Raw genomic sequence first — 23245 nt, 5'->3', positions numbered from 1 at the left:
ACCCACCGGTAGCCGTACGGAACGCGCCGCCGTACGGAACGTCGACCAAGACCGGCCCCTTTCGACAGAGCAGGTTCTTCGTGATCTCCACCGCTGTACGCGTCGCCCGGGTGGGCAGCACGGCCGAGCTGGCCGCGGCGGCCCTCATGCTCCTCGGCTACCCCTGCCTCATGCTGGCCGCGCTCGCGCCGAGCGTCCCCGCCTTCGCCGTCGCGGCCGCCGTGACGTACCTGGCCGACCACTACCTGCACCGCCGCGGCAGCTACCTGGTCAACCGGCTCAGCAAGGTCCGGGCCGGACTGTCGATCCGCTTCCTGATCCGGCAGCTGCTGCTGGTTCTGCTGCTGGCCCGGCTCTCCCTCTCCGACAACCTGCTCTTCTACGGCGCGGTCGGTTGCTTCATCGCCTTCTACGGGCTCCAGGCCCCGCACGGCGCCCTGGTCACCCTGATCCGCAACCGCCGCCGGCTGCCGGTCGCCACCCGCAACGTCGACCTCGCGTCCCGCATCCGGGTCCCCGACGCCCCGCCGCGCCGCCTGCTGCACCGCTCGGCGGAGAAGATGCTGCACCTCGACCTCGCCGCGTTCGTCGGCGTGCTGATCTCCGCGGCCGCCGACTCGGCCGTGGCCGGCTTCGTGGGCATCGGCGTCACGCTGGTCCTGGGCTGCGGCTACGTCCTCGCCCTGGTGCCCTACGTGCGCGGGCGGCGGGTGCCGGCCCGTCCGGACGCCGTGCTGGCCGCCGTCGACGACTGGCTGCGCGCCCACCGGCCGGAGACGGTGCTGTACTTCTCCGGCTCCAAGGACTCGGCGTACCAGGTCAACATGTGGCTGGAGACCATGGAGCGGCTGGAGACCAGGCCGCTGGTCATCCTGCGGGAGCGGGTCGTCCTGCAGAACCTCGCGCCCACCACGGTCCCCGTGATCTGCGTGCCCGGCGGCGTGCATCTGATGAACATGGACCTGTCCACCGTGCGGGTCGCGCTCTACGCGGCGAACGTCGGCAAGAACATCCACATGCTGCGTGTCCCGACCATGCAGCACGTCTTCATCGGCCACGGCGACAGCGACAAGCTGGCCAGCGTCAACCCGTTCAGCAAGGTGTACGACGAGGTGTGGACCGCCGGCCGCGCGGGCCGCGACCGTTACGCGCTCGCCGACGTCGGTGTCCGCGACGAGGACGTCGTGGAGGTGGGCCGCCCGCAGCTGGCGCCGATCCGGACCGGGGAGGGCGTGCCCGACGACCGCGTGCCCACCGTGCTGTACGCCCCGACCTGGGAGGGCTGGGACGACAACCCGGGCAACACCTCGCTCCTGCTCGCGGGCGAGAACATCGTGCGGCGGCTGGTCACCGCCGACCCCCCGGTGCGCGTGCTGTACAAGCCGCACCCCTTCACCGGCACCCGCAGCGCCGAGGCCAAGGCGGCCCACCGGCGGATCACCGCGCTGGTCGCGGAGGCATCGGCGCTGCGCGCCGCCGACCCCGCCTTGACCGACCCCGCCGGCATCGCGGAGCGCAACGCCGCCCGGGCCGAGCTCGCCCGCATCGACGCCCGGCTCGCCGCACTGTCCGCCGGCACCGGCAGGACACGGGGCGACGAGGCCGAGGCCACGCGTGAGGGCAGCACCGACCTCGCGCGGCACCAGGAGGTCGCCCGGCTGCGCGCCGAGCGGAACGAGGCCTACTGGCGCTCCTTCCCGTCGTACGAGCACCGTGTCGTGACAGGCGCCGAGCCGCGTCTGTACGACTGCTTCAACGTCTCCGACGCGATGGTCTCCGACATCTCCAGCGTGGTCTCCGACTTCCTCGCGAGCGGCAAGCCGTACGCGGTGACGGACTCGGCCGGGCTGGGCGCCGAGGAGTTCCGGCGGCAGAACACCGCCGTGCGCGCCGCGGTGATCCTCACCAACGACGCCGCCGGGCTGGACGCGCTGCTGGCGGCGGTCCGCGACCCGGCGGCCGACGCGCCGGCCGAGGACCGCGAGGAGCTGAAGCGGTATCTGCTGGGGCCCGACGAGCCGAAGTCGATCGACCGGTTCAACACGGCGGTGGGGGATCTGGCGCTGAAGGCGCTGACCCGCAATCTCGGCCAGGAGTCGCGCGCCGCGGCCGGGGCCGTGGAGGAGGTCGAGCCGGAGGACGCCGGACAGCCGGCCGTCTAGGGCCGCTCCCGCTGTCCGGACGCTGGACCGATGCGCGGGGGGCGATCCGCTTCGCGTAGATTGCGAGCCGGGGCACACGTACCTACCCGAGGGGACGCGGAGCAAGGTGGCAGGGGCAAGGCAGGCCGTGCACGAGGCCCGCAGGATCGTCGTCAAGGTGGGTTCCTCGTCACTGACCACCGCCTCCGGCGGGCTGGACGCGGACCGGGTCGACGCCCTCGTCGACGTCCTCGCCAAGGTCCGCAGCGGTGGTGAGCGGGAGGTCGTGCTGGTCTCCTCGGGGGCCATCGCCGCCGGGCTCGCCCCGCTGGGCCTGCGCCGCCGTCCCCGGGACCTGGCCCGCCAGCAGGCCGCCGCCAGCGTCGGCCAGGGCCTGCTCGTCGCCCGCTACACCGCCTCCTTCGCCCGCTACGCCGTCCGCGTCGGGCAGGTGCTGCTCACCTCCGACGACATGAGCCGCCGCGCCCACCACCGCAACGCCTCGCGCACGTTGGACAAGCTCCTCGCGATGGGCGCCCTGCCCGTCGTCAACGAGAACGACACCGTCGCCACCGACGAGATCCGCTTCGGCGACAACGACCGGCTCGCGGCGCTCGTCGCCCATCTGGTCCACGCCGACCTGCTGGTCCTGCTCTCCGACGTGGACGGGGTCTACGACGGCGACCCCGGCAGGCCCGGCACCTCGCGGCTGGCGGAGGTGCGCGGCCCCGCGGACCTCGCTGGTGTGGAGATCGGCAGCAGCGGCAAGGCCGGTGTCGGCACCGGCGGCATGGTCACCAAGGTCGAGGCCGCCCGGATCGCCGCCGCGGCGGGCATCCCCGTGGTCCTCACCAGCGCGATCCACGCCGCCGACGCGCTGACCGGCCAGGACACCGGCACGTTCTTCCACCCCACCGGCAAGCGCTCCGCCGACCGGCTGCTCTGGCTCCAGCACGCCTCCGCCCCGCAGGGGGCACTGACCCTGGACGACGGCGCCGTGCGCGCGGTCGTGGAGCGCCGCACCTCGCTGCTGCCGGCCGGGATCGCCGCCGTCGAGGGTGAGTTCAGCGCGGGGGACCCGGTCGAACTGCGGGACACCGGCGGGCGCGCGGTGGCGCGCGGGCTGGTCAACTTCGACGCCAAGGAGATCCCCCTGCTGATCGGCCGCTCCACCCGGGAGCTGGCGCGCGACCTGGGCCCCGCGTACGAGCGGGAGGTCGTCCACCGCGACGACCTGGTGATCCTGCACCACTGACGCGGCCCGGCGCGCAGCCGAAAACGGGGGGAACGCCCCGCAAAAGCCGCCGCCCTGAGGTGGACGTTCCGCAAAACCGCCCCGCGATCCCGTGGGGCCTGCTCAACTTTGTCTCAGAGGCAGATTCCGCACGGGCATGGCTCGACCCCTGCTCGACCATCGTGTAAAGGAGGCCGTCGTGAGACGAGTGCGCCCTGGGACAGCGTCCCGCGGCGGTGCCGGTGGAGCCTCCTCCCGCCCCGTGGGCGAGGAGCGGGCCCTCACGAGCGTCGCCGCCGGTGACCGCTACCCGGGCGAGGAGCCGGAGAACGTGCCCCGGCTGTGGCACGTCACCCTCAGTGTCTCCGGCGAGGCGGCCCCGCTGCCGGAGCTCCGGCGCGCCCTGGAACAGCTCGCCCACGACCACCCCTTCCTGCTGACCAGCAGATACGCCGACGACCACGCGGAGATCCGGTACTGGGAGGAGGCCCGCGACCTGCACGACGCGGCCGCCGTCGCCCTGCGTCTGTGGGGCGAGCACCGCCAGACCGCGGGGCTGCCGGCGTGGGAGATCGTCGGCCTGGAGGTCATCGACCGGGTCACCTACCACCAGCGCATCTCCGAGGGCTATGGACCGCTGCCCGCGTCACCCGTGGGTGTGCACCCCTTTTGACGTTTTGACGACCGTGCGGGCGTGTCTCGGGGTGTGGGATGGCCCCCGGACCGGCCGGTGCGGCGCACTACGCTTCCCTCATGACCACGCTTTCGCCGTACGACTCCATGACCCCGGTCACCCGGGCCGCCTACCGCGCCAAGGCCGCCGCCGCCGACCTCGCGCCGCTGCCGCGGGCCGTGAAGGACGACGCGCTGCTCGCGGTGGCGGACGCCCTGGAGGTCCGTACGAACGAGATCGTCGAGGCCAATGCCAAGGACGTGGCGAAGGCACGCGAGGCCGGCACCAGTGAGGCCATTGTCGACCGGCTGACCCTCACCCCGGAGCGCGTGCGGGCCATCGCCTCCGACGTCCGGGACGTTGTCGCGCTGCCCGACCCGGTCGGCGAGGTGGTCCGGGGCTCGACCCTGCCCAACGGCATCGACCTGCGCCAGGTGCGGGTGCCGCTGGGCGTCGTCGGGATCATCTACGAGGCCCGTCCGAACGTCACCGTGGACGCCGCCGCGCTCTGCCTGAAGTCCGGCAACGCCGTCCTGCTGCGCGGCTCGGCCTCCGCCTACGAGTCGAACAGCGCGCTCGTGCGGGTGCTGCGCGACGCCGTGGGCGGCGCCGGGCTGCCCGCCGACGCGGTGCAGCTGGTGCCCGGCGAGAGCCGCGAGAGCGTGCGCGAGCTGATGCGGGCGCGCGGCCTGGTCGACGTGCTGATCCCGCGCGGCGGGGCCTCACTGATCCGCACGGTGGTCCAGGAGTCCACCGTCCCTGTGATCGAGACCGGCACCGGCAACTGCCACGTCTACGTCGACGCCGACGCCGACCTCGACACGGCCGTGGAGATCCTGATCAACTCCAAGGCGCAGCGGGTGAGCGTCTGCAACGCCGCCGAGACGCTGCTGGTGCACCGGGACATCGCCGACCGGTTCGTGCCGCGGGCCCTGGAGGCCCTCGCCGAGGCCGGGGTGACCGTGCACGCCGACGAGCGGGTGATGGCGTACGCGCAGGACAGCAAGGCGACCGTCGTGGAGGCGACCGCCGAGGACTGGGAGACGGAGTACCTGTCGTACGACATCGCCGCGGCGGTCGTGGACTCCCTGGACAAGGCCGTCGAGCACATCCGGCTGTGGACCTCCGGCCACACCGAGGCCATCGTGACCACCTCCCAGCAGGCCGCCCGCCGCTTCACCCAGCTGGTGGACTCCACCACGGTCGCGGTCAACGCCTCCACCCGTTTCACCGACGGGGGCCAGTTCGGCTTCGGCGCCGAGATCGGCATCTCCACGCAGAAGCTGCACGCCCGAGGGCCGATGGGGCTGCCCGAGCTGACCAGCACCAAGTACATCGTGACCGGGGACGGCCACGTACGGCGCTGAGGCGCGCGACCCCGGCGCGCGCCGCCGGGAGAGGTCCCGGCGGCCGGTTGAATTTCCATACCGTCTGCCCAAATTGACCCCCCAGGTCTACTCTGGACACGTGCCGGAGGACGTGGGGGGCACGCCGTTCCCTGACGGCTGGGAGCCCGACGACGACCACGACCGCGGGGTGTCGGACGAAGAGTTCGCCTCCGTGGTATTCGACGAGGCCTTCGTACGGGCGGCCGCGGTGCACGAGCCGACCGCCGTCGAACGCCTTCTGGCCGCGGCGCAGGCGAGGGCCGAGGCGTCCGAGGCGGAGGCCCGCAGGTCACACGGCCGGGGCGAGCGCTACGACGACGGGTACGACCCCGGTGACGACTCCCGCGGTCTCGGCCACGACCCGGACTTCGACGACCTGGACGACTTCGACGACGTCCTCGACGACCCCGACGGCGCCCCGGGGCCCTACGGGAAGCAGGTCCGCTGGCATCGCCCCGTCGCCTGGCTGCTCGCCTTCGTGATGGGTGTCGGCATGGTCGCGCTGGCCTTCGCCGCGGTCTACCGGGGCGCCTCGTCGCAGCGTCAGGACCCGGTCCCGCCGCCCGCCTCGACCGGCCTGGAGCACGGCACGTCGGCGGCGCCCTCCGCATCCGCCGGCCACTCCCGGCCGGCCGTCTCCGCGGTGCCGCGCACCCCCTGAGCGGCAGCTTCGTGAGACCGGCCGCGGGGCTACGGCGCAGGCCCGGACAGAGGCCCGCAGACATGGTGAGTACCTGTCAGAAGTTGTCGCGGGGCGCGGCGTTTATCGGGGCTTGCGGAGACCTACTCTGAAGATATGGGCGGGCCCGGAGAACCACCTGAGGGGACACCCGACGGCGCCTCCAACGGAGCGGACGACGAATACCGATCCGTCGTGTTCGACGAGTCGTTCGTCCGCGCTGCCCGCCTCCAGGAGTCCTCGGCCCAGGAACGCGTCGGCGACCACGCGCCCGCCGTGCGCCGCCGCCCGCCCCTGCGCCGGACCAGGAGACGGGGCCTGCCCCGACAGGCCCTGATCCTGGTGCTGCTGATCGCGGTGGCCTTCGGTACCGCCATCTACCTGGGCGTACGGCATCCCTACCAGGGCTCGGGGGGCGGTCGGCCCGCCGAACCGCTGCGGATGACCGTGATCCCGCTCTCCCCGCGGGGCAGGGTCCCCGGCGCCACCGATCCCGAACAGCTGTACGCCAACAGTCCCGCCGCGCAGTTCCGTGTCGGCGCCGACGGAATCGCGCTCCCGGCCGCACGGCGCACCGCGAACTTCTCCGACTCCCAGGTCGTCACCGCCCTGACCACGGCGAAGGACTACCTCGTCCGCTCCTCGCTCTATCCCGACGTGCTCACGGGCGGGCAGACCAGACCGGTGCGGGTGCTGCTCGACCCGGATCAGCTGGAGCAGTTCGACCAGAGCTTCGCGCTGCCGACCGCCGACGGCCGGCACGCCCCCCTCGGCTGGCTGGTGCGCTTCGACCCGACCCGGGCCGAGCTCGCCGACCGCAAGATCCGGGTGCGGGGCTCGCTGGAGGCCACCGAGGCCGACCCGTCCACCCTCGAAGTCAGCACGGACCACACGTTCGTGTACGCGCTGCGACCGGCCGGGGCCGGGGACGGGGCCGAGGCGTCGCTGTTCACCGTCCGGCGCGAGCTGCGCTTCCGCTTCGACCGCGAGGACCTGCGGCTGCACCAGGCCGAGCTGGTCGCCTCGATCCTCCAGGCCGGTCCGCTGTCCTGCGCGGACGACGCCACCAACCACCTGCGTCCGCTGCTCGCGGGCCGCACCGCCGAGGCGGGCGGCCCGGCCGGCACCGATCCGTACGCGCCCCAGGGCGCCGTGGCACTGTGCGGGACGCTGGCGGACAACGCGCAGCCCCGTACGTAGCGGGACGCGAGGGGTCAGTCCTCGTCGCGCGGCGGTTCCTTCGACGAGGGGTCGGCCGGCCCGCCGGACCCCGAGGAGCCGTTGGAGCCGCCCGCGCCCGGGGAGCCCGACGCGCCGGAGGGGCCCGCAAATCCGCCGAAGCCCCGCCGCACCCGGCTGCCGAGGTCGCCGGCGCCGCCCGCGAGGTCCGTGACCAGCTTCATCAGCGGGTCCTTGCTGTTGCGCACCTGCCCGGCGTAGCTGGCCGCCGACTCGCGGAAGGAGTCGGTGACCGAGGTGTCCTTGTCCTCGCCGCGCCGCGGGTAGTGACCGTCCATGATCCGCTGGAAGTCGCGGGAGGCCGCCCACTTCTTCAGCTCGGCCGCGCGGATCGTGGCGAACGGGTGGGAGCGGGGCAGCACGTTGAGGATCTTCAGCACGGAGTCGCGCAGGTCGCCGCCCGCCTCGTACTCGTCGGCCTGCTCCAGGAAGGCGTCCACGTTCATCTCGTGCAGATGGTTGCCGCCGGCGAGCTTCATCAGGCCGCGCATCGACGCCTGGAGGTCCTGCCCGACCAGCAGCCCGGCCCGGTCGGCGGACAGCTCCGACTTGCGGAACCACTCGCGCAGCGCGGTCACGATGGCCATGACCGCGACGTTGCCGAGCGGTATCCAGGCGACCCGCAGGGCGAGGTTGGTCAGGAACAGCAGCACCGTGCGGTACACGGAGTGGCCGGACAGGGCGTGGCCCACCTCGTGGCCGACGACCGCCCGCATCTCCTCCTCGTCGAGCAGCTCGACGAGCCCCGTGGTCACGACGATGATCGGCTCGTCCAGACCGATGCACATCGCGTTGGGCAGCGGGTCCTGGTTGACGTACATCGGCGGGACCTTCTTCAGGTCCAGGATGTAGCAGGCGTCCCGCAGCATGTCGTGGAGATGGGCGAACTGGCGGTCCGAGACCCGCACCGAGTCCGACAGGAACAGCAGCCTCAGACTCCGCTCGGGCAGCAGGCCGCTGAGCGCCTTGAAGACCGTGTCGAAGCCGCTCAGCTTGCGCAGCGCGACCAGGGCGGAGCGGTCCGCCGGGTGCTCGTACGCGCGCGAGGAGATGTCCGGGAAGCGCCTGCGCTGCCTGCTCGGCACCTTCTCGAAGCCGCCCTGCTGACTGCCGTCGTCGGACATGTGGTCCCCCATGTGCGTCGGTGTGCCCTGGTGTGTGCGCCGTGTTGCCGTACGCCCCCGAAGCAAGCTCCAGCCTAGGCGGAGATACCGTGGTCGGGCAGTACGACGAAGGAGTCCGCACCATGCAGTACATCGCCGCGACCGACTGGTTCAGCGCCGCTCAGGAACAAGGGGCGGGGAATCTCCTCCGGGTCGTACTGATCGTGATGGTCGTCGGCTGTGTGCTGACGGGGTGGTTCCTGCTTCGGGGCTACAGGCGGAAGGACGACTGAGGGCCCGGGAAGGTTGCCCGACGGCGGAGTCGGCGTGAGCGTGGCCGAGGCGCCCGCTTACGATGAGCCGACCGTCTTTATCCCGCCCACACGCGATAGGTTCTGCCGAAGATGAGCTTCCACAGCGCCGCTGCCCAGTTGGTCACTCTCGCCGCCGAGGGCGAGGAGCACGGCGGCAACCACGAGAGCCTCAGCCCTTTGCTCACCGGCGGTGGCGCCTTCATCGCCCTGTTGCTGCTGCTGTGGATCACCACGCGCTTCAACCGCGACCGCTGACTCCACGGACCGGGCCGGTAGGGTCTGCACGCATGGGAGAGCAGGACATGCCTACCGGCCCGTCGACCCCGGCCAAGCGCCGCCTCGGCGTCATGGGCGGGACGTTCGACCCGATCCACCACGGGCACCTGGTCGCGGCCAGTGAGGTGGCCGCGCAGTTCCACCTCGACGAGGTGGTGTTCGTACCGACCGGGCAGCCGTGGCAGAAGACCGACCGCAGTGTCTCCCCGGCCGAGGACCGCTATCTGATGACGGTCATCGCGACCGCCGAGAACCCGCAGTTCTCGGTGAGCCGTATCGATCTCGACCGCGGGGGCCCCACGTACACCGCGGACACCCTGCGTGACCTGCGCTCCCTCAACCCCGACACGGACCTGTTCTTCATCACCGGCGCGGACGCCCTCGCCCAGATCCTGACCTGGCGCGACAGCGAGGAGCTGTTCTCCCTCGCGCACTTCATCGGGGTCACGCGGCCGGGGCACGTCCTGACCGACGCCGGCCTCCCGGAGGGCGGCGTCTCGTTGGTCGAGGTTCCCGCCCTCGCCATCTCCTCCACGGACTGCCGTGCGAGAGTCGCCAAGGGCGATCCTGTCTGGTATCTGGTGCCCGACGGAGTCGTGCGCTACATCGCAAAGCGACAGCTGTACCGCGGCGAGTGAGCCGAGAGGGGCACCGGTGAACGACCGATACGACGCGGGGTACGGGGACGAGCAGTACGAACTCGTCGGCTACGACGAGTACGGCCGGCCCGTCTACCGGCAGGTGCCGGCCCAGCGGCAGGCACCGCAGCAGTACGACCCCTACGCGCAGCAGCAGGGCTACGGCTACGACCCGTACGCCACCGGACAGCAGCAGCCGGTGCCGCCGTACGACTTCGGCACCGGCCAGCAGCCGCCCGTGACCTCGTACGACACCTACGACGGGTACGACCCCTACGGGCAGACCGCCACCAGCGGGCAGCAGCCGCGCGTCGCCGAGCAGACGGCGTACATCCCGCAGCAGGCCCGGCCCGCCGACCACGGACAGCGCCAGGAGCCGGGGCCGGGCGCCCCCGGCCCCGGGGGCGGGTATCCCGGTCACGACGACCGCGATGACCGGGACTACCGGACGGAGCAGTTCGCCTTCGTCGAGGAGCCCGACCAGGACTCCGAGGACGTCATCGACTGGCTGGCGTTCACCGAGAACCGCACCGAGCGCCGCGAGGAGGCCAAGCGCCGCGCCCGCAGCCGCCTGACCGCCCTGGTCGTCGTGCTGGCCCTGGTCGCGGCCGGCGGAGTGGGCTACCTCTGGTACGCCGGGAAGCTGCCCGGCGTGTCCGCGCCCGCGGACAAGAAGGGCGGTACGACCTCCGTCGCGGCGCAGAAGCGGGACGTGATCGTCGTGCACCTGCACGACACCAAGAAGGGCGGCACCGCGACGGCGCTGCTCGTCGACAACGCCACCACCAAGCGGGGCACCACCGTCCTGCTGCCCAACTCGCTCGCCCTGTCCGGCGACGACGGCACGACGACGCTGGCGAAGTCGGTCGAGGACGACGGGTCCTCCGGCACCCGCGAGGCCCTGGACACCGTCCTCGGCACCTCCATCCAGGGCACCTGGCGCCTGGACACCCCCTACCTGCAGAACCTCGTCGACCTCGTCGGCAACATCGAGGTGGACACCGACGCCGCCGTGCCCGACCCGGCCGCCGAGAAGAAGGGCGAGGCGCCGCTGGTCGACAAGGGCGAGGGCCAGACCCTCAGCGGCAAGATGGCCGTCGCCTACGCCACCTACCGCGCCCCGGGGGAGCCCGCGAACGCGCAGCTGGAGCGGTTCGGACAGGTCATGCACGGGGTGCTGCGCAAGGTGTCGTCCGACACCCAGGCCGCCACGACCACCGTGCAGACGCTGGCGCAGATCCTCGACCCGTCGCTCACCGACAAGGACCTCGGCACCTTCCTCGCCAAGCTCTCCGACCTCGCCAAGAGCGGCGACTTCGAGACCGCCGTGCTGCCCGTGCAGAGCGACGGCACGCTCAGCGCCGAGGCGAGCGACAACGTGGTCAAGGACGTCCTCGGCGGCACCGCGAAGAGCCCCGACCAGGGCGCGGCCGTCCGGGTCTCGGTGCAGAACGCCACCGGAGTGAAGGACAACGCGGAGAAGGCCCGCGTGGTGCTCCTGAACGGCGGCTTCACCTTCCTGGAGGCCGGCGCGGCGAGCGCCGCCCTGTCCACGTCCGAGGTCACCTACGCGGACGCCGCCGACAAGCAGGACGCCGTCGAGGTCGCCAAGACCCTCGGCCTGCCCGACAGCGCGGTCACCAAGGGTGAGGTCAAGTCCAACGCGAACGTCTCCGTGGTCCTCGGCCAGGACTACGAGCCGGCCCCCGCCGGGTAATGCGTGGGGCGCCGTCGGCGGTCCGTGAGACCCTTGAGGTCAAGTGACCGCCGACGGAAAGCCATGCAGTGACCGCGACAGACCGTTCCCTCGATCTCATCAACACCGCCGCCCAGGCGGCCGCCGACAAGCTCGCGCACGACGTCATCGCCTACGACGTGAGCGACGTGCTGTCGATCACGGACGCCTTCCTGCTCGCGTCCGCGCCCAACGACCGCCAGGTCAAGTCGATCGTGGACGAGATCGAGGAGCGGCTCCAGAAGGAGCTGGGCGCCAAGCCGGTGCGCCGCGAGGGTGACCGGGACTCCCGCTGGATCCTGCTCGACTACGTCGACATCGTCGTGCACGTGCAGCACAGCGAGGAGCGCGTCTTCTACGCCCTGGAGCGGCTCTGGAAGGACTGCCCCGAGCTGGAGCTGCCCGCCGACGCCGAGGCCACCCGGGGCAAGGCCGCGGAGCACGCCCGGCTGAAGGCCGCCGAGGAGGCCGCCGAGACGGACGGTGACTGGCGGTGAGTGCCACCGGTGAGGTCGGCGCCGCGCGGCCCGGCAGAGGCCGCCGGATCATCCTGTGGCGGCACGGCCAGACCTCCTGGAACGTGGAGCGCCGCTTCCAGGGCTCCACGGACGTCGAGCTCACCGAGGCCGGCGTCGCCCAGGCCCGCCGCGCCGCCCGCCTGCTCGCCTCCCTCAAGCCCGACGCGATCATCGCCTCCGACCTCGTGCGCGCCACGCACACGGCCGCCGAGCTGGCCACGCTGACCGGCCTGGAGGTCCACCGCGACGAGGCGCTCCGCGAGACGTACGCGGGCGTCTGGCAGGGCCTGACGCACGACGAGATCATCTCCCGGTACGGCGAGGAGTACGCCGCGTGGAAACGCGGTGAGGCGGTGCGCCGCGGCGGCGGCGAGCTGGAGTCCGAGGTGGCCGACCGCGCCGCCCCCGTCGTGGTCGGGCACGCCGAGAAGCTGCCCGACGACGGCACCCTGGTGGTCGTCAGCCACGGCGGCACGATCCGCACGACCATCGGCCGGCTGCTCGGCCTGGAGCCCCATCACTGGGAGAGCCTCGGCGGCCTCTCCAACTGCTGCTGGTCCGTCCTCGGCGAGGGTGCCCGCGGCTGGCGGCTGCTGGAGCACAACGCCGGCACGCTCCCGGAGCCCGTCCTCGGCGACGACGACTGAGCGGGTGCGGACGCGGCGGGCATCCGGATTTCACTTTCCGGCAGGTCGCAGGCTAAAGTTCTTCTTGTTCGCCCCGCCGAGCGGGGCGAAACACCATGCGGCCGAGCCGCGTGGGGGCCAGGGGCTATAGCTCAGTTGGTAGAGCGCCTGCATGGCATGCAGGAGGTCAGGAGTTCAATTCTCCTTAGCTCCACGGACGAATCCCGTCCCCTTCGGGGGGGCGGGATTTTTCGTCTTCAGGCGTTTGAGCAGGACCGGCCCGGCAGGCGTATACCTCTGTGGAGGCGACCCGGGCTGCCCGTGGCCGGACTGGTACTCAGGCGTCGCTGACCGTATTGGTCCGGCCGTGGCAGAATCAAACGGCCGGAAGGGGGCGCGGCCCGACGGGAGGGAGTAGCGATGCCTGCGAGCATCCTGGGGGAGGTCGGCCACCTCCTTGGCGAAGCGGCGTTGATACGGGACACGACCACCCGGCTCAGCTGCCCTTCCTGCGGCTCCGCGCATGTCGCCCAGGTCCTCGGCGACAACGGCGGGATCTCCTACGTGTGCACGGCCTGCGGCCACAGCTGGAGCTGATCGATGGGTGCACACAGGCGGAAGTGCGACTGGTGTGGCAGCGGTACACCGATCGTCCGCGACATGGAACCGGTGAATCCCGACTACCAGTACTGGTGCGAGGAATGCGCACGGGCGCTGATCATAAAAGGCGACCCGATCGAGACCTACCGCGAACTGGAGGGTGAGCCGATCTACGGACGGCTCCTCGAGGAGCACTGCACGCTCAAGCGGTTCTACTCCTTCGTGACGGCCTGACCCTTTCGGGTGGTGGTGGCGGCGATCACCAGAAACAGGCAGCCGGTGGCGGCGTAGAGACCCGACAGGGTGAACTCGCCCGGGTTCTGCTGCAGTTCGGGCCGGCCGGGGGTGTGCGGCACCCACCACAGGGCGTACGAGCAGAAGACCAGGAGCGTGGCCGCGGCGGCCGCGCGGCGGTCACGGACCGCGAGGAGCAGGACCAGCGGCACGCACCAGACCCAGTGGTGCGACCACGACACCGGGCTGACGAGCAGCGCCGTCACGCCGCAGCAGACCACCGCCCAGGCCCGCTCGCCGCGCCACTCCGCCCGCACCGCCACCGCCAGCCCCGCCGCGGCCACGAGAGCCGCAACGACGGCCCACGGGGCCCCCGGGTCGGGAGTGTGCAGCAGCCGTGCCATGACGCCGCGCAGGGCCTGGTTGGCGGTCTCCTCGGCGTGCCCGGCACGGTCCGCCCGGAACACCACGTCGGTCCAGAACCCCCAGGAGTCGCGCGGCAGGACCACCGCCGCGAGAAGGGTCGCCGACAGGAAGCTGCCGACGGCACGCCGGCCGTGCCGCAGCCAGGGGCCGGCACGGCGGCCCCGGTGCGCCACGACGGCGGTGGCGAGCAGGAGGACCGCGAAGAGCGCCGGGGTCAGTTTCACGGCCGCCGCGACACCGATGCCGACGCCTGCCCAGCGGTCGCCCGGCCGCCGGGTGAGGTCCCACAGGACGAGCACCGCGAGCAGCAGGTTGACCTGGCCGTAGCGCAGGGTCGTCCAGACCGGCTCGCACCACACCGCCGCCGCCGAGGCCCACCAGACGGTCTCCACGCACGCGTGCCCCACCAGCCGCAGGGAGAGGTGCACGAACGCCACGAGCAGGGCGAGGTTCCCGGCGGTGGCCAGCGTGCGCAGGGAGCCCGTGTCGAGAAGCGTCAGCGGGGTGAACAGCAGGGCGGCGAAGGGCGGGTAGGTGGCGGGCAGTTGGGCGGCGGTCGCGCGCAGGCCGTACAGGTCGCCGCCCGCGAGCACGGCCGCGCCCTCGGCCCGGTACACCATCAGGTCGATCATCGAGACGTGCGCGGCCCGCTGGGCCGCCCAGAACGCCACGAAGGACAGCAGGCAGGCACCCAGGGCGACGGGCGGCCGGCGGTGGACTGCGGTGGACGTGATCACGGACACGAGGGCCGACGATATCGGTCGTTTCGGCTGTATCGGTTGTATCGGCGCAGACGGGAAACGATTTGGTGGAGTGCCCGGTCGACCGTGTAATGTTGGCGTCGCCGCCGGGGAGACCCGCCGGAACAACGCAAGGGGCTATAGCTCAGTTGGTAGAGCGCCTGCATGGCATGCAGGAGGTCAGGAGTTCAATTCTCCTTAGCTCCACACATGGATCCCACCTGGTCGAGATGACCGGGTGGGATTTTTTCTTTCCTCGGAGCCGTAGCCAAGGAGACAAGGGACAAGGCGACAAGGGGCAAGGGGAGTTGGGCCGCCTGATGTCAGGCGGCCCGTCGTCCGTGCGTCAGCGGCCGAGGGCGCGGCGGCCGCGGCCCTGGGAGAGGACCGGGAGGTTGTTGCGGGCCGGTGCCCGCTCCGCCTGCTCCTCGATGCGCAGGGCGAGGGCCGGGCAGCGGCGGACCGCGCGCAGCGCCTTCTCCTCCGCGCGGCGCGGCACCTGGGCCTGGGCGACGGTCGGGAAGCCGTCGGCGCCGAGTTCGAAGACCTCCGGGAGGATGTCGGCGCACAGGCCGTGACCCCGGCACAGCGTCCAGTCGACGAAGATCTTCTGGCGGCTGGGGCCGTTCTCGCCGCCCCCGCCCCCCGGGATGCCCGTCGGGGTCTGGCCGCCCTCGAAGAGGGGCAGCACGCCCTGCACCGGCCGTCCGCAGCCGTTGCCGAGGACATGGGCCGCCAGGTCGTCGGTGAAGGCCTTGACGGTCGATTCGAGGAACATCGCGGAGCCGTCGGGATGGGAGCAGGCGCCGCGTCGCTTGACGTTCTTGGCGACCTGTTTGACCGCCTCCAGAGCCGCGGGGCCGCCGCCGTTGAGGATGTCCTCCAGGCCGCGCGCGGCCGCCGGCAGACCGAGGTAGCAGGGGCCGCACTGGCCCGCGCTCTCCTCCGCCAGCCACTGGGCGACCCGCAGCGACTCGCCGAGGGGACAGGTCTCCTGGGTGATCGGCAGGATCGCGCCGGCGCCCAGCGAACCGCCCACCGCGTCCAGCGAGTTGCGGGAGACGATCGCCTCGTTGACCGTCGCCGCGTCGATCCACTTGCCGTGGTAGCCGCCGGTCAGCACGCCCTGCGGGACCGGCGGGGCGCCGGCGAGCTGGAGGACGTAGCGCAGGGGCACTCCGGTGGGCACCTCGATGACCATGGGGCGGGCGACGGCGCCGGAGACCGTCAGCATGACGGTGCCCGGCTCGTCGTACAGGCCGGTGTTGCCGTAGCGCTCCGGGCCGATGCGGGCGGCGATCGCCAGCTGGGCGAACGTCTCGGCGTTGGAGAGCAGGGTGGGGGCGCCGCCGACGCCGCTCTGCGAGGCGCTGATCTTGCGGCCGGGCGGGATCGCCGGGCCGCCGTCGATCGAGCGGATCAGGGAAGCGGCGGCACCGGTGACCATGCGGACCGGATTGCGCTGCACGCGGACGCGCAGTGCCGAGCGGCGGCCGTTGCTGAGGCCGCGTTCGGCGAGCGCGGCCTCCATGGAGCGCTGCGTGGACTCACGGGTGACCCCCACCACGAGCGTGCGGGCGCCCATCGCCTCGGCGCACAGCAGGGCACCGTCCAGGATCAGGTGCGGAGCGCGGTTGATCAGCACGGTGTCCTTGCGGCAGGCCGGTTCGTCCTCGCTGCCGTTGACGACGACGACCGGCCGGACGCCGCGCTTGATCGCCGTTTCGGCGACCGAGCGCAGCTTCTTGTGGAAGGGGAAGCCCGCGCCGCCGCGGCCCCTGAGGTTGATGCGCTCGGCGAGCTGCGCGAGCTGCTCGCCGCCCAGCGGTTCGAGCGGCCCGTGCACCTTGAGGTGCATGGGCAGATCGAGTCGTTCGACAAGGTCGAAGCCCGACGTGAGCTGAGGAAGCCCGACCACGCGGACTTCTGGGACGTCGGGCAGGGCCTCGTTCACTTAAAGCCTCCGGAAGGCGTGTTCCAAGGTTCGCCCGAACCCGGTGCGTCGAAGTCGTAGGACGCACCGGGCAGTGTTTCAGTGGCGGGACCGCTGTTGTTGTACGTGTCGTCCGGGTAATACGTGCCGAAGGCGGCGTTCATCTCACCGGTGTCGTACACGTCACTCGATCCGTAGCCGGCCGCGCCTGAATTGTCGTAGGTCGGGATGTTGTATCCCGTGTCCTGGAGCGGGTCGTAGGCCGACGGGGGCGCCTCGCCGACCGGCGGCGGGGACGGGATCGGCCATGAGCCGGAGGGGCTCTCCAGGCGCGGGAAGGCCTCCGTGGGCCGCTGGTCCGGGACCTCCATGCGGGCGTCCCGGCCGGCGAACGACTGCTGGGGCCGCGGGGTGTTGCCGACGGCCCGGTAGGCGGCCGCGAAGCCACCGGTGGTCTCCGCGGCGGACGGGCGGGCGGAGGCCTCGAAGGGGGCGTACGACGGGGTCGCGCCGCCGGTCGCGCGCTGCCTCTCGTAGCCGGGCAGCGCGTTCTCGTAGCCCGGCAGGGCGGACTCGCCGGCCGCCCGCGCGCGGCTCGCGTCCAGTTCCTCGCGGCCCGGCAGTCGCCGCTCGCCGAGGAGGTCGCCCAGCCGGTCGGCGACCTGGCGCTTGACCGAGCGGGGTGCCGAGCGCAGGGCGAGGGCGGCCATCACGGCGACCAGGGACAGGCCGTAGAGGATCACGAAGACCGGCTTCGCCTCGCGGCCCGCGAACAGTCCGTGGACCAGGGCCGCGCACCAGGCCGGGTAGGCCAGGGTGTGCATCGCCCGCCAGCGCGAGGCGACCGGCGCCGGGGAGGCGAAGGCGCCGCGCAGGGCTCCGGTGATGCCGACGAAGATCATCAACAGGCCGGCCGCGGAGCCGAGGCCGATCAGCCCGGCACTGCCGGTGACACCGAGTGAGAACGGGATGATCACGGCGAGGAAGCCGACGTGATCGAGGGCGAGCTTGGTCGTGATGTGCAGCAGCAGGAACGCGATCGAGGCGACCGCCAACGTCCGGTGCACCGCCTGTCCGAGGATGCGCTGACGCGCGTTGAGCAGGATCCGGTCCTGGGCGAAGAGGCCCCACAGCACCGAGCCGGTGAGGGTCACGAGGGTCAGGACGCCCGCGCCGAAGTCCAGGAACTGGCGGAACTGATCACCTCCGACCAGCACGGCCACGGGTATGAGCACAAGGGCGACAGCGGTCGCGACCCCATAGGCCGATCGGCCCGGCTGGGGGAGCGAGCTGGTACTACGTCGAGGGTTCATGGGGGCAACTCCGAGCGGATTCGGGAAAGCGGTCCCGCGCCGCACTCTAAGTCGCGCCCAAACCGATCGGTACGAGGTTTGAGTTATTGCGTTGTTATCAAACGACAATGCACTTGCAGTTCTGCCCCTTAGTGGCCGTTACGCGGAGTAATTTTTGACCGACGTTCAACTCCGTCGCGGCCAGGTCGGCGGCTGCGGTACCCTGACGCCATGCGTGCCGTACGCCTTCTGCTTAGCGGGCCGCGCTGATCAGTCCCGGCCACCGGGTGAGTCGAGTGGCCGGAGTCGGCGCGGCGTCCCCTCCTGTGTGAGGGGATTTTTCGTTTCCGAGGAATCACAGCCGCTGGCAGAGACGATCGATGGAGCTTTGAGGATCATGAGCGAGACGAACCCCGCAGCCGCCACTGGCATGCCGGCGGATGCCGCGCCGCACCGCTACACGGCCGCCATGGCAGCCGAGATCGAGGCACGCTGGCAGGACTTCTGGGACGCCGAGGGCACCTACGCGGCGCCGAACCCCAAGGGTGACCTGGCGGGCGACCCCGAGGTCGTCGCGCGACCCAAGAAGTTCATCATGGACATGTTCCCGTACCCCTCCGGTGCGGGCCTGCACGTCGGCCACCCCCTGGGCTACATCGCCACCGACGTCTTCGCGCGCTTCCAGCGCATGACCGGCCACAACGTGCTGCACACCCTGGGCTTCGACGCCTTCGGCCTGCCGGCCGAGCAGTACGCCGTGCAGACCGGCACGCACCCGCGGGTGTCCACCGAGGCCAACATGGAGAACATGAAGGTCCAGCTGCGCCGGCTGGGCCTGGGCCACGACAAGCGCCGGTCGTTCGCCACGATCGACCCGGACTACTACAAGTGGACCCAGTGGATCTTCCTGCAGATCTTCAACTCGTGGTACGACGACGAGGCGAACAAGGCTCGTCCGATCGCGGAGCTGGTCGCGCGGTTCGAGAGCGGTGAGCGCGCGCTGCCCGGCGGGCGCTCCTGGAACGAGCTGAGCGCCGGCGAGCGCGCCGACGTGCTGGGCGAGTACCGTCTGGCGTACGCCTCGGACGCGCCGGTCAACTGGTGCCCCGGCCTGGGCACCGTGCTGGCCAACGAGGAAGTGACCGCCGACGGCCGCTCCGAGCGCGGCAACTTCCCCGTCTTCAAGGCCAAGCTGCGCCAGTGGAACATGCGGATCACCGCCTACGCCGACCGGCTGCTGGACGACCTGGAGGCGCTGGACTGGCCCGAGGCCATCAAGCTGCAGCAGCGCAACTGGATCGGCCGCTCCGAGGGCGCCCGCGTCGACTTCCCGATCGACGGCGAGCACATCACGGTCTTCACCACGCGTCAGGACACCCTGTTCGGCGCGACCTACATGGTGCTGGCGCCCGAGCACCCGCTGGTCGAGAAGTTCACCCCGGACCAGTGGCCCGAGGGCACCCACCAGATGTGGACCGGCGGCCACCGGACCCCGGCCGAGGCGGTCGCCGCCTACCGCGCGCAGGCCGCCTCCAAGTCCGACGTCGAGCGGCAGGCCGAGGCGAAGGACAAGACCGGCGTCTTCACCGGTGCCTTCGCGACCAACCCGGTCAACGGCGAGCGCGTCCCGGTCTTCATCGCCGACTACGTGCTGATGGGCTACGGGACCGGCGCGATCATGGCCGTCCCGGCGCACGACAGCCGCGACTTCGCCTTCGCCCGCGCCTTCGAGCTGCCGATGCGATGCGTCGTCGAGCCCTCCGACGACCGCGGGACCGACGCCTCGACGTGGGAGGACGCCTTCGCCTCGTACGACGCGAAGATCGTCAACTCGTCCGGCGCGCACGTCTCCCTGGACGGGCTGGGAGTCGTCGACGCCAAGGCGCGCATCACCGAGTGGCTGGAGCGCGAGGGCATCGGCGAGGGCACCGTCAACTTCCGGCTGCGCGACTGGCTGTTCAGCCGCCAGCGCTACTGGGGCGAGCCCTTCCCGATCGTCTACGACGAGGAGGGCATCGCGCACGCCCTGCCCGAGTCGATGCTGCCGCTGGAGCTGCCGGAGGTGGAGGACTACTCGCCGCGCACCTTCGACCCGGACGACGCCGACACCCAGCCCGAGACGCCGCTGTCGCGCAACGAGGACTGGGTCAACGTCACGCTGGACCTGGGCGACGGTCCGAAGAAGTACCGCCGCGAGACCAACACCATGCCCAACTGGGCAGGTTCCTGCTGGTACGAGCTGCGCTACCTGGACCCGCACAACAGCGAGCGGCTGGTCGACCCCGAGATCGAGCAGTACTGGATGGGCCCGCGCGAGGGCCAGCCGCACGGTGGCGTCGACCTGTACGTGGGTGGCGCCGAGCACGCCGTGCTGCACCTGCTGTACGCCCGCTTCTGGTCCAAGGTGCTGTACGACCTGGGCCACGTCTCGTCCGCCGAGCCGTTCCACCGGCTGTTCAACCAGGGCATGATCCAGGCCTACGTCTACCGGGACGGCCGCGGCATCGCGGTGCCGGCCGCCGAGGTGGAGGAGCGCGACGGCGCGTACTGGTACGAGGGCGAGCAGGTCACCCGGCTGCTGGGCAAGATGGGCAAGTCCCTGAAGAACGCCGTCACTCCGGACGAGATCTGCGCCGAGTACGGCGCCGACACGCTGCGGCTGTACGAGATGGCCATGGGCCCGCTGGACGTGTCGCGGCCGTGGGACACGCGCGCGGTGGTGGGCCAGTACCGGCTGCTGCAGCGGCTGTGGCGCAACATCGTCGACGAGGACAGCGGCGACGTGACCGTGGTGGACGCGGAGCCCGACGACGACACGCTGCGCGCCCTGCACAAGGCCGTCGACGGTGTCCGCGGCGACCTGGAGGGCATGCGGTTCAACACCGCGATCGCCAAGGTCACCGAGCTGAACAACACGCTGACCAAGGCGGGCGGCGCGGTGCCCCGGCAGGTCGCCGAGGCGCTGGTCCTGATGGTCGCGCCGCTGGCACCGCACATCGCCGAGGAGCTGTGGCGTCGGCTGGGGCACAACGGCTCGGTGGTCCATGTGGACTTCCCCGTGGCCGACCCGGCGTACGTCGTGGACGAGACCGTGACCTGTGTGGTGCAGGTCAAGGGCAAGGTCAAGGCGCGGCTGGAGGTGCCGCCGTCGATCTCCGACGAGGAGCTGGAGAAGGTGGCGCTGGCCGACGACAAGGTGGTCGCGGCGCTGGGCGGCGCCGGGATCCGCAAGGTGATCGTGCGGGCGCCGAAGCTGGTGAACATCGTTCCGGCGTAAGGGCGGTGCCTTGCGGGGGCCTGCGACGGCTTGCAGGACCTGGGGTGCCTTCCGGGGTGTGCGGCCCGTCGCAGGTGTGGGGTGCATTGCGGGTGTGCGGCGCCTCGTAGGTGTGGGGTGCCTTCCGGGGTGTGCGGCCCCTCGCAGGTGTGGGGTGCCTTCCGCGTGGGGGCCGGGTTCCGGGCGGGCTGATGTCCGGGGGCCGGTGCGGGTCCTGCTCCGAGGCGTCCCCTACGGGACGGTTCAGGGTGTTGTGCGGGCAGGTTCGGGGTTCCTCCGGAACTCGGGGCCTGCCCGTTGCGTTTACCGTTGAAGAGGAGCGCGGCGTGTGCCGCGGCCGGTTCGGAGGAGGAGCGTCGTGGAAGCAGTGATCATGGTGTTCGCCCTGCTCTTCGTGCTCTTCCTGGGCCTGGGCGCGTACGCCACGGTCAAGGTGGTCGGCGCCGCCAGGCGCGGCGTGGACCGCACCCTCACGCAGGCCCGGCGCACCGTCGAGGACCACACCCTCCGGGCCAAGTCCTTCACCCAGCCCGGCCCCGTCGGTGAGATCGCCCAGCTCCGGCTGAAGCTGCGTACGTCGATGCGGGCCACGCAGGACACGCTGCAGGCGGGCGCCGCCGAGGACGAGTCCCTCAAGGAGGCGCTCGGCCTGTTCCAGCGCCTCAGCGCCCACGGACACGAACTGGACGCCGAACTCAGGCGCCTGGAGTCCGAGCCGGACCGCGCGACGCTGAGCGGGCGGCTGCCCGAGCTGCGCGACCGCACCGAGCGCATCACACACTCGGCGGAGTCGCTGCGCTGGGCCGCCCGGGACCGCGCCGGCCGCTTCGCCGACGACGACCTGGACGCGCTGAGCGCGCAGATCGACGTGGAGAGCGGGGCGCTGCGGCACTGGACGACGACGGACCCGACGGCCACGCCCCCCACCGCGACCGACTCCGCGCGCAAGGACTCCGCGACCCCTCCGCCGCCGTGGCCCGAGGCCCCGCCCGCCGACGCCCCCGGCACGCGGCAGACCTGGACGGACACACCGCGGTCGCGCACGGCCGAGGAGCCGACGCGGCCCGCCATCACCCCGCCGGGACCGCGCCCGACCTACCCGTGGCAGAAGAAGCCCCGCCCCGAGAGCACGACCTGAGCAGGCGGCGCCGGACCGGCGGCCGGTGCGGTGCGGTGCGCGCGGGCCGGGCGTGACATGCTCGCGGATGTGCCGGGCAGGGGAGAGGCCCGGGCTGCCGCCCGGACGCTACGGCAGGTAACCTCCAGCTCATGTCCCGCCATGTCGCGATCGTCACCGATTCAACGGCCTACCTGCCGCCCCGGACGATGGAGCGCCACGGCATCACAGCGGTTCCTCTGACGGTGGTCCTCGGCGACCGCGCGCTGGAGGAGGGCACCGAGATCTCGACACGCTCGCTGGCCCAGGCGCTGCAGAAACGACGCCCTGTCACCACCTCGCGGCCCAGCCCCCAGCTGTTCGCCGAGACCTACCGCAAGGCCGCCGAGGCGGGCGCCACGGACATCGTCTCCCTGCACCTGTCGGCCGAGTTGTCGGGGACGTACGACGCGGCTCTGCTCGCGGCCCGCGAGGCGCCGGTGCCGGTACGAGTGGTGGACACCGGCATGATCGCGATGGCCCTGGGCTTCTGCGCGCTGGCCGCGGCGGAGGTGGCGCGGTCGGGCGGCACGGTCGACGAGGCGGTCACCGCGGCGGAGAAGCGGGCCTGCGGCACCTCGGCCTTCTTCTACGTGGACACCCTCGACTATCTGCGGCGCGGCGGCCGGATCGGCACCGCCCAGGCGTTCTTCGGGTCCGCGCTCGCCGTGAAGCCGCTGTTGCAGCTGGACGGGGGCCGGATCGAACTCCTGGAGAAGGTCCGCACGGCGTCCAAGGCGATCGCCCGGCTGGAGGAGATCGTGGCCGACCGGGCCGGGGGTGCGGCCGTGGACATCGCGGTCCACCATCTGGCCGCGGCGGATCGTGCGTCGGCACTGGCGGACCGGGTGCGGGGGCGGGTGCCGGGGCTGGCGGACCTGCATGTGAGTGAGGTGGGCGCCGTGATCGGGGCGCATACCGGGCCGGGGTTGCTGGGGGTTGTGGTGTCGGTGCGGTGAGGCGACTCGCTTCTTGAGCGGCCGCACCCGTGTGGGTGGCGGAGTTTTCCACAACCGGGGGGTA

At 71.8% G+C, this 23245-nt stretch carries 21 protein-coding genes and 2 tRNA genes; 19 read left to right on the top strand and 4 right to left on the bottom strand.

Annotated features, from left to right (window positions below; genetic code table 11):
• Positions 1-80 precede the first annotated feature (80 nt).
• The 6 genes from ACZ7LV_RS10160 (at position 81) to ACZ7LV_RS10135 (ending at position 7315) form a co-directional block, all read left to right on the top strand.
• Positions 81-2162 (top strand): hypothetical protein, encoded by a 2082-nt coding sequence (locus ACZ7LV_RS10160; protein ID WP_471937664.1) that lies wholly within the window; start codon positions 81-83, stop codon positions 2160-2162.
• A 127-nt stretch (positions 2163-2289) separates the two neighbouring features.
• The gene (gene proB / locus ACZ7LV_RS10155; RefSeq protein WP_471937812.1) at positions 2290-3396 is read left to right on the top strand and encodes a glutamate 5-kinase; all 1107 of its coding nucleotides are present in this window, start codon (positions 2290-2292) and stop codon (positions 3394-3396) included.
• A 136-nt stretch (positions 3397-3532) separates the two neighbouring features.
• The gene (locus tag ACZ7LV_RS10150; RefSeq protein ID WP_471937662.1) at positions 3533-4048 is read left to right on the top strand and encodes a hypothetical protein; all 516 of its coding nucleotides are present in this window, start codon (positions 3533-3535) and stop codon (positions 4046-4048) included.
• An 80-nt stretch (positions 4049-4128) separates the two neighbouring features.
• The gene (locus ACZ7LV_RS10145) at positions 4129-5415 is read left to right on the top strand and encodes a glutamate-5-semialdehyde dehydrogenase (protein ID WP_471937661.1); all 1287 of its coding nucleotides are present in this window, start codon (positions 4129-4131) and stop codon (positions 5413-5415) included.
• 100 nt (positions 5416-5515) lie between these two features.
• Complete coding sequence (locus ACZ7LV_RS10140; RefSeq protein ID WP_471937659.1) at positions 5516-6097, top strand: SCO2584 family spore wall biosynthesis protein; 582 nt, start codon at positions 5516-5518, stop codon at positions 6095-6097.
• Positions 6098-6232: 135 nt separating this feature from the next.
• Positions 6233-7315, top strand: a complete 1083-nt coding sequence (locus ACZ7LV_RS10135; RefSeq protein WP_471937657.1) for an SCO2583 family membrane protein — start codon at positions 6233-6235, stop codon at positions 7313-7315.
• A 14-nt stretch (positions 7316-7329) separates the two neighbouring features.
• Here the strand turns inward: ACZ7LV_RS10135 and ACZ7LV_RS10130 are convergent, their stop codons facing one another.
• A complete protein-coding gene (locus ACZ7LV_RS10130; protein WP_471937810.1) occupies positions 7330-8478 on the bottom strand; it encodes a M48 family metallopeptidase in 1149 nt (382 codons plus the stop codon).
• 122 nt (positions 8479-8600) lie between these two features.
• Here ACZ7LV_RS10130 and ACZ7LV_RS10125 point away from each other — a divergent pair, with 122 nt between their 5' ends.
• From ACZ7LV_RS10125 to ACZ7LV_RS10085, 9 genes are all read left to right on the top strand, one after another.
• Positions 8601-8750, top strand: a complete 150-nt coding sequence (locus tag ACZ7LV_RS10125) for a hypothetical protein (protein ID WP_401677136.1) — start codon at positions 8601-8603, stop codon at positions 8748-8750.
• 111 nt (positions 8751-8861) lie between these two features.
• Positions 8862-9026, top strand: a complete 165-nt coding sequence (locus ACZ7LV_RS10120; RefSeq protein ID WP_401677134.1) for a hypothetical protein — start codon at positions 8862-8864, stop codon at positions 9024-9026.
• Positions 9027-9058: 32 nt separating this feature from the next.
• Positions 9059-9685, top strand: a complete 627-nt coding sequence (gene nadD, locus ACZ7LV_RS10115; protein WP_471937655.1) for a nicotinate-nucleotide adenylyltransferase — start codon at positions 9059-9061, stop codon at positions 9683-9685.
• Between the two features lie 16 nt (positions 9686-9701).
• Positions 9702-11402, top strand: a complete 1701-nt coding sequence (locus ACZ7LV_RS10110) for a LytR C-terminal domain-containing protein (RefSeq protein ID WP_471937653.1) — start codon at positions 9702-9704, stop codon at positions 11400-11402.
• 68 nt (positions 11403-11470) lie between these two features.
• Positions 11471-11917, top strand: a complete 447-nt coding sequence (gene rsfS / locus ACZ7LV_RS10105; RefSeq protein WP_471937651.1) for a ribosome silencing factor — start codon at positions 11471-11473, stop codon at positions 11915-11917.
• Positions 11908-12585, top strand: a complete 678-nt coding sequence (locus ACZ7LV_RS10100; RefSeq protein WP_471937808.1) for a histidine phosphatase family protein — start codon at positions 11908-11910, stop codon at positions 12583-12585. Before rsfS ends, ACZ7LV_RS10100 begins: the two co-directional genes overlap by 10 nt.
• Before the next feature lie 120 nt (positions 12586-12705).
• Positions 12706-12778: transfer RNA gene (locus tag ACZ7LV_RS10095), tRNA-Ala, on the top strand.
• A gap of 206 nt (positions 12779-12984) precedes the next feature.
• Positions 12985-13161 carry a hypothetical protein gene (locus ACZ7LV_RS10090; protein WP_189698385.1) on the top strand — a complete coding sequence of 59 codons (177 nt, stop codon included), beginning with the start codon at positions 12985-12987 and terminating at the stop codon, positions 13159-13161.
• Positions 13162-13164: 3 nt separating this feature from the next.
• On the top strand, positions 13165-13398 hold the full coding sequence (locus ACZ7LV_RS10085) for a hypothetical protein (protein ID WP_003976229.1): 234 nt from the start codon (positions 13165-13167) through the stop codon (positions 13396-13398).
• Here ACZ7LV_RS10085 and ACZ7LV_RS10080 read toward each other — a convergent pair.
• Positions 13377-14567 (bottom strand): glycosyltransferase 87 family protein, encoded by a 1191-nt coding sequence (locus tag ACZ7LV_RS10080; protein WP_471937649.1) that lies wholly within the window; start codon positions 14565-14567, stop codon positions 13377-13379. The genes ACZ7LV_RS10085 and ACZ7LV_RS10080 overlap by 22 nt on opposite strands.
• 131 nt (positions 14568-14698) lie before the next feature.
• Here ACZ7LV_RS10080 and ACZ7LV_RS10075 point away from each other — a divergent pair.
• A tRNA-Ala gene (locus ACZ7LV_RS10075) sits at positions 14699-14771 on the top strand.
• Positions 14772-14910: 139 nt separating this feature from the next.
• Here the strand turns inward: ACZ7LV_RS10075 and ACZ7LV_RS10070 are convergent.
• Together ACZ7LV_RS10070 and ACZ7LV_RS10065 are read right to left on the bottom strand one after the other, a co-directional pair.
• Entirely contained in the window at positions 14911-16518 is a 1608-nt protein-coding gene (locus ACZ7LV_RS10070) for an NADH-ubiquinone oxidoreductase-F iron-sulfur binding region domain-containing protein (protein ID WP_401677123.1), read from the bottom strand.
• Positions 16515-17810 (bottom strand): cytochrome b/b6 domain-containing protein, encoded by a 1296-nt coding sequence (locus ACZ7LV_RS10065; protein ID WP_471937647.1) that lies wholly within the window; start codon positions 17808-17810, stop codon positions 16515-16517. The genes ACZ7LV_RS10070 and ACZ7LV_RS10065 overlap by 4 nt, the downstream gene beginning before the upstream one ends.
• 376 nt (positions 17811-18186) lie before the next feature.
• Between ACZ7LV_RS10065 and leuS the strand changes: the two genes are divergently transcribed.
• The 3 genes from leuS (at position 18187) to ACZ7LV_RS10050 (ending at position 23181) form a co-directional block, all read left to right on the top strand.
• Positions 18187-21066: a leucine--tRNA ligase gene (gene leuS / locus ACZ7LV_RS10060; RefSeq protein ID WP_471937645.1), complete on the top strand. Its 2880-nt coding sequence runs from the start codon at positions 18187-18189 to the stop codon at positions 21064-21066.
• A 358-nt stretch (positions 21067-21424) separates the two neighbouring features.
• Positions 21425-22204: a hypothetical protein gene (locus tag ACZ7LV_RS10055; protein ID WP_471937643.1), complete on the top strand. Its 780-nt coding sequence runs from the start codon at positions 21425-21427 to the stop codon at positions 22202-22204.
• A 131-nt stretch (positions 22205-22335) separates the two neighbouring features.
• Positions 22336-23181 (top strand): DegV family protein, encoded by an 846-nt coding sequence (locus ACZ7LV_RS10050; RefSeq protein WP_471937641.1) that lies wholly within the window; start codon positions 22336-22338, stop codon positions 23179-23181.
• Positions 23182-23245 lie beyond the last annotated feature (64 nt).

Source organism: Streptomyces sp. NPDC107562 (assembly GCF_055657325.1).
This window is presented reverse-complemented; position numbering and strand designations above follow the sequence as displayed.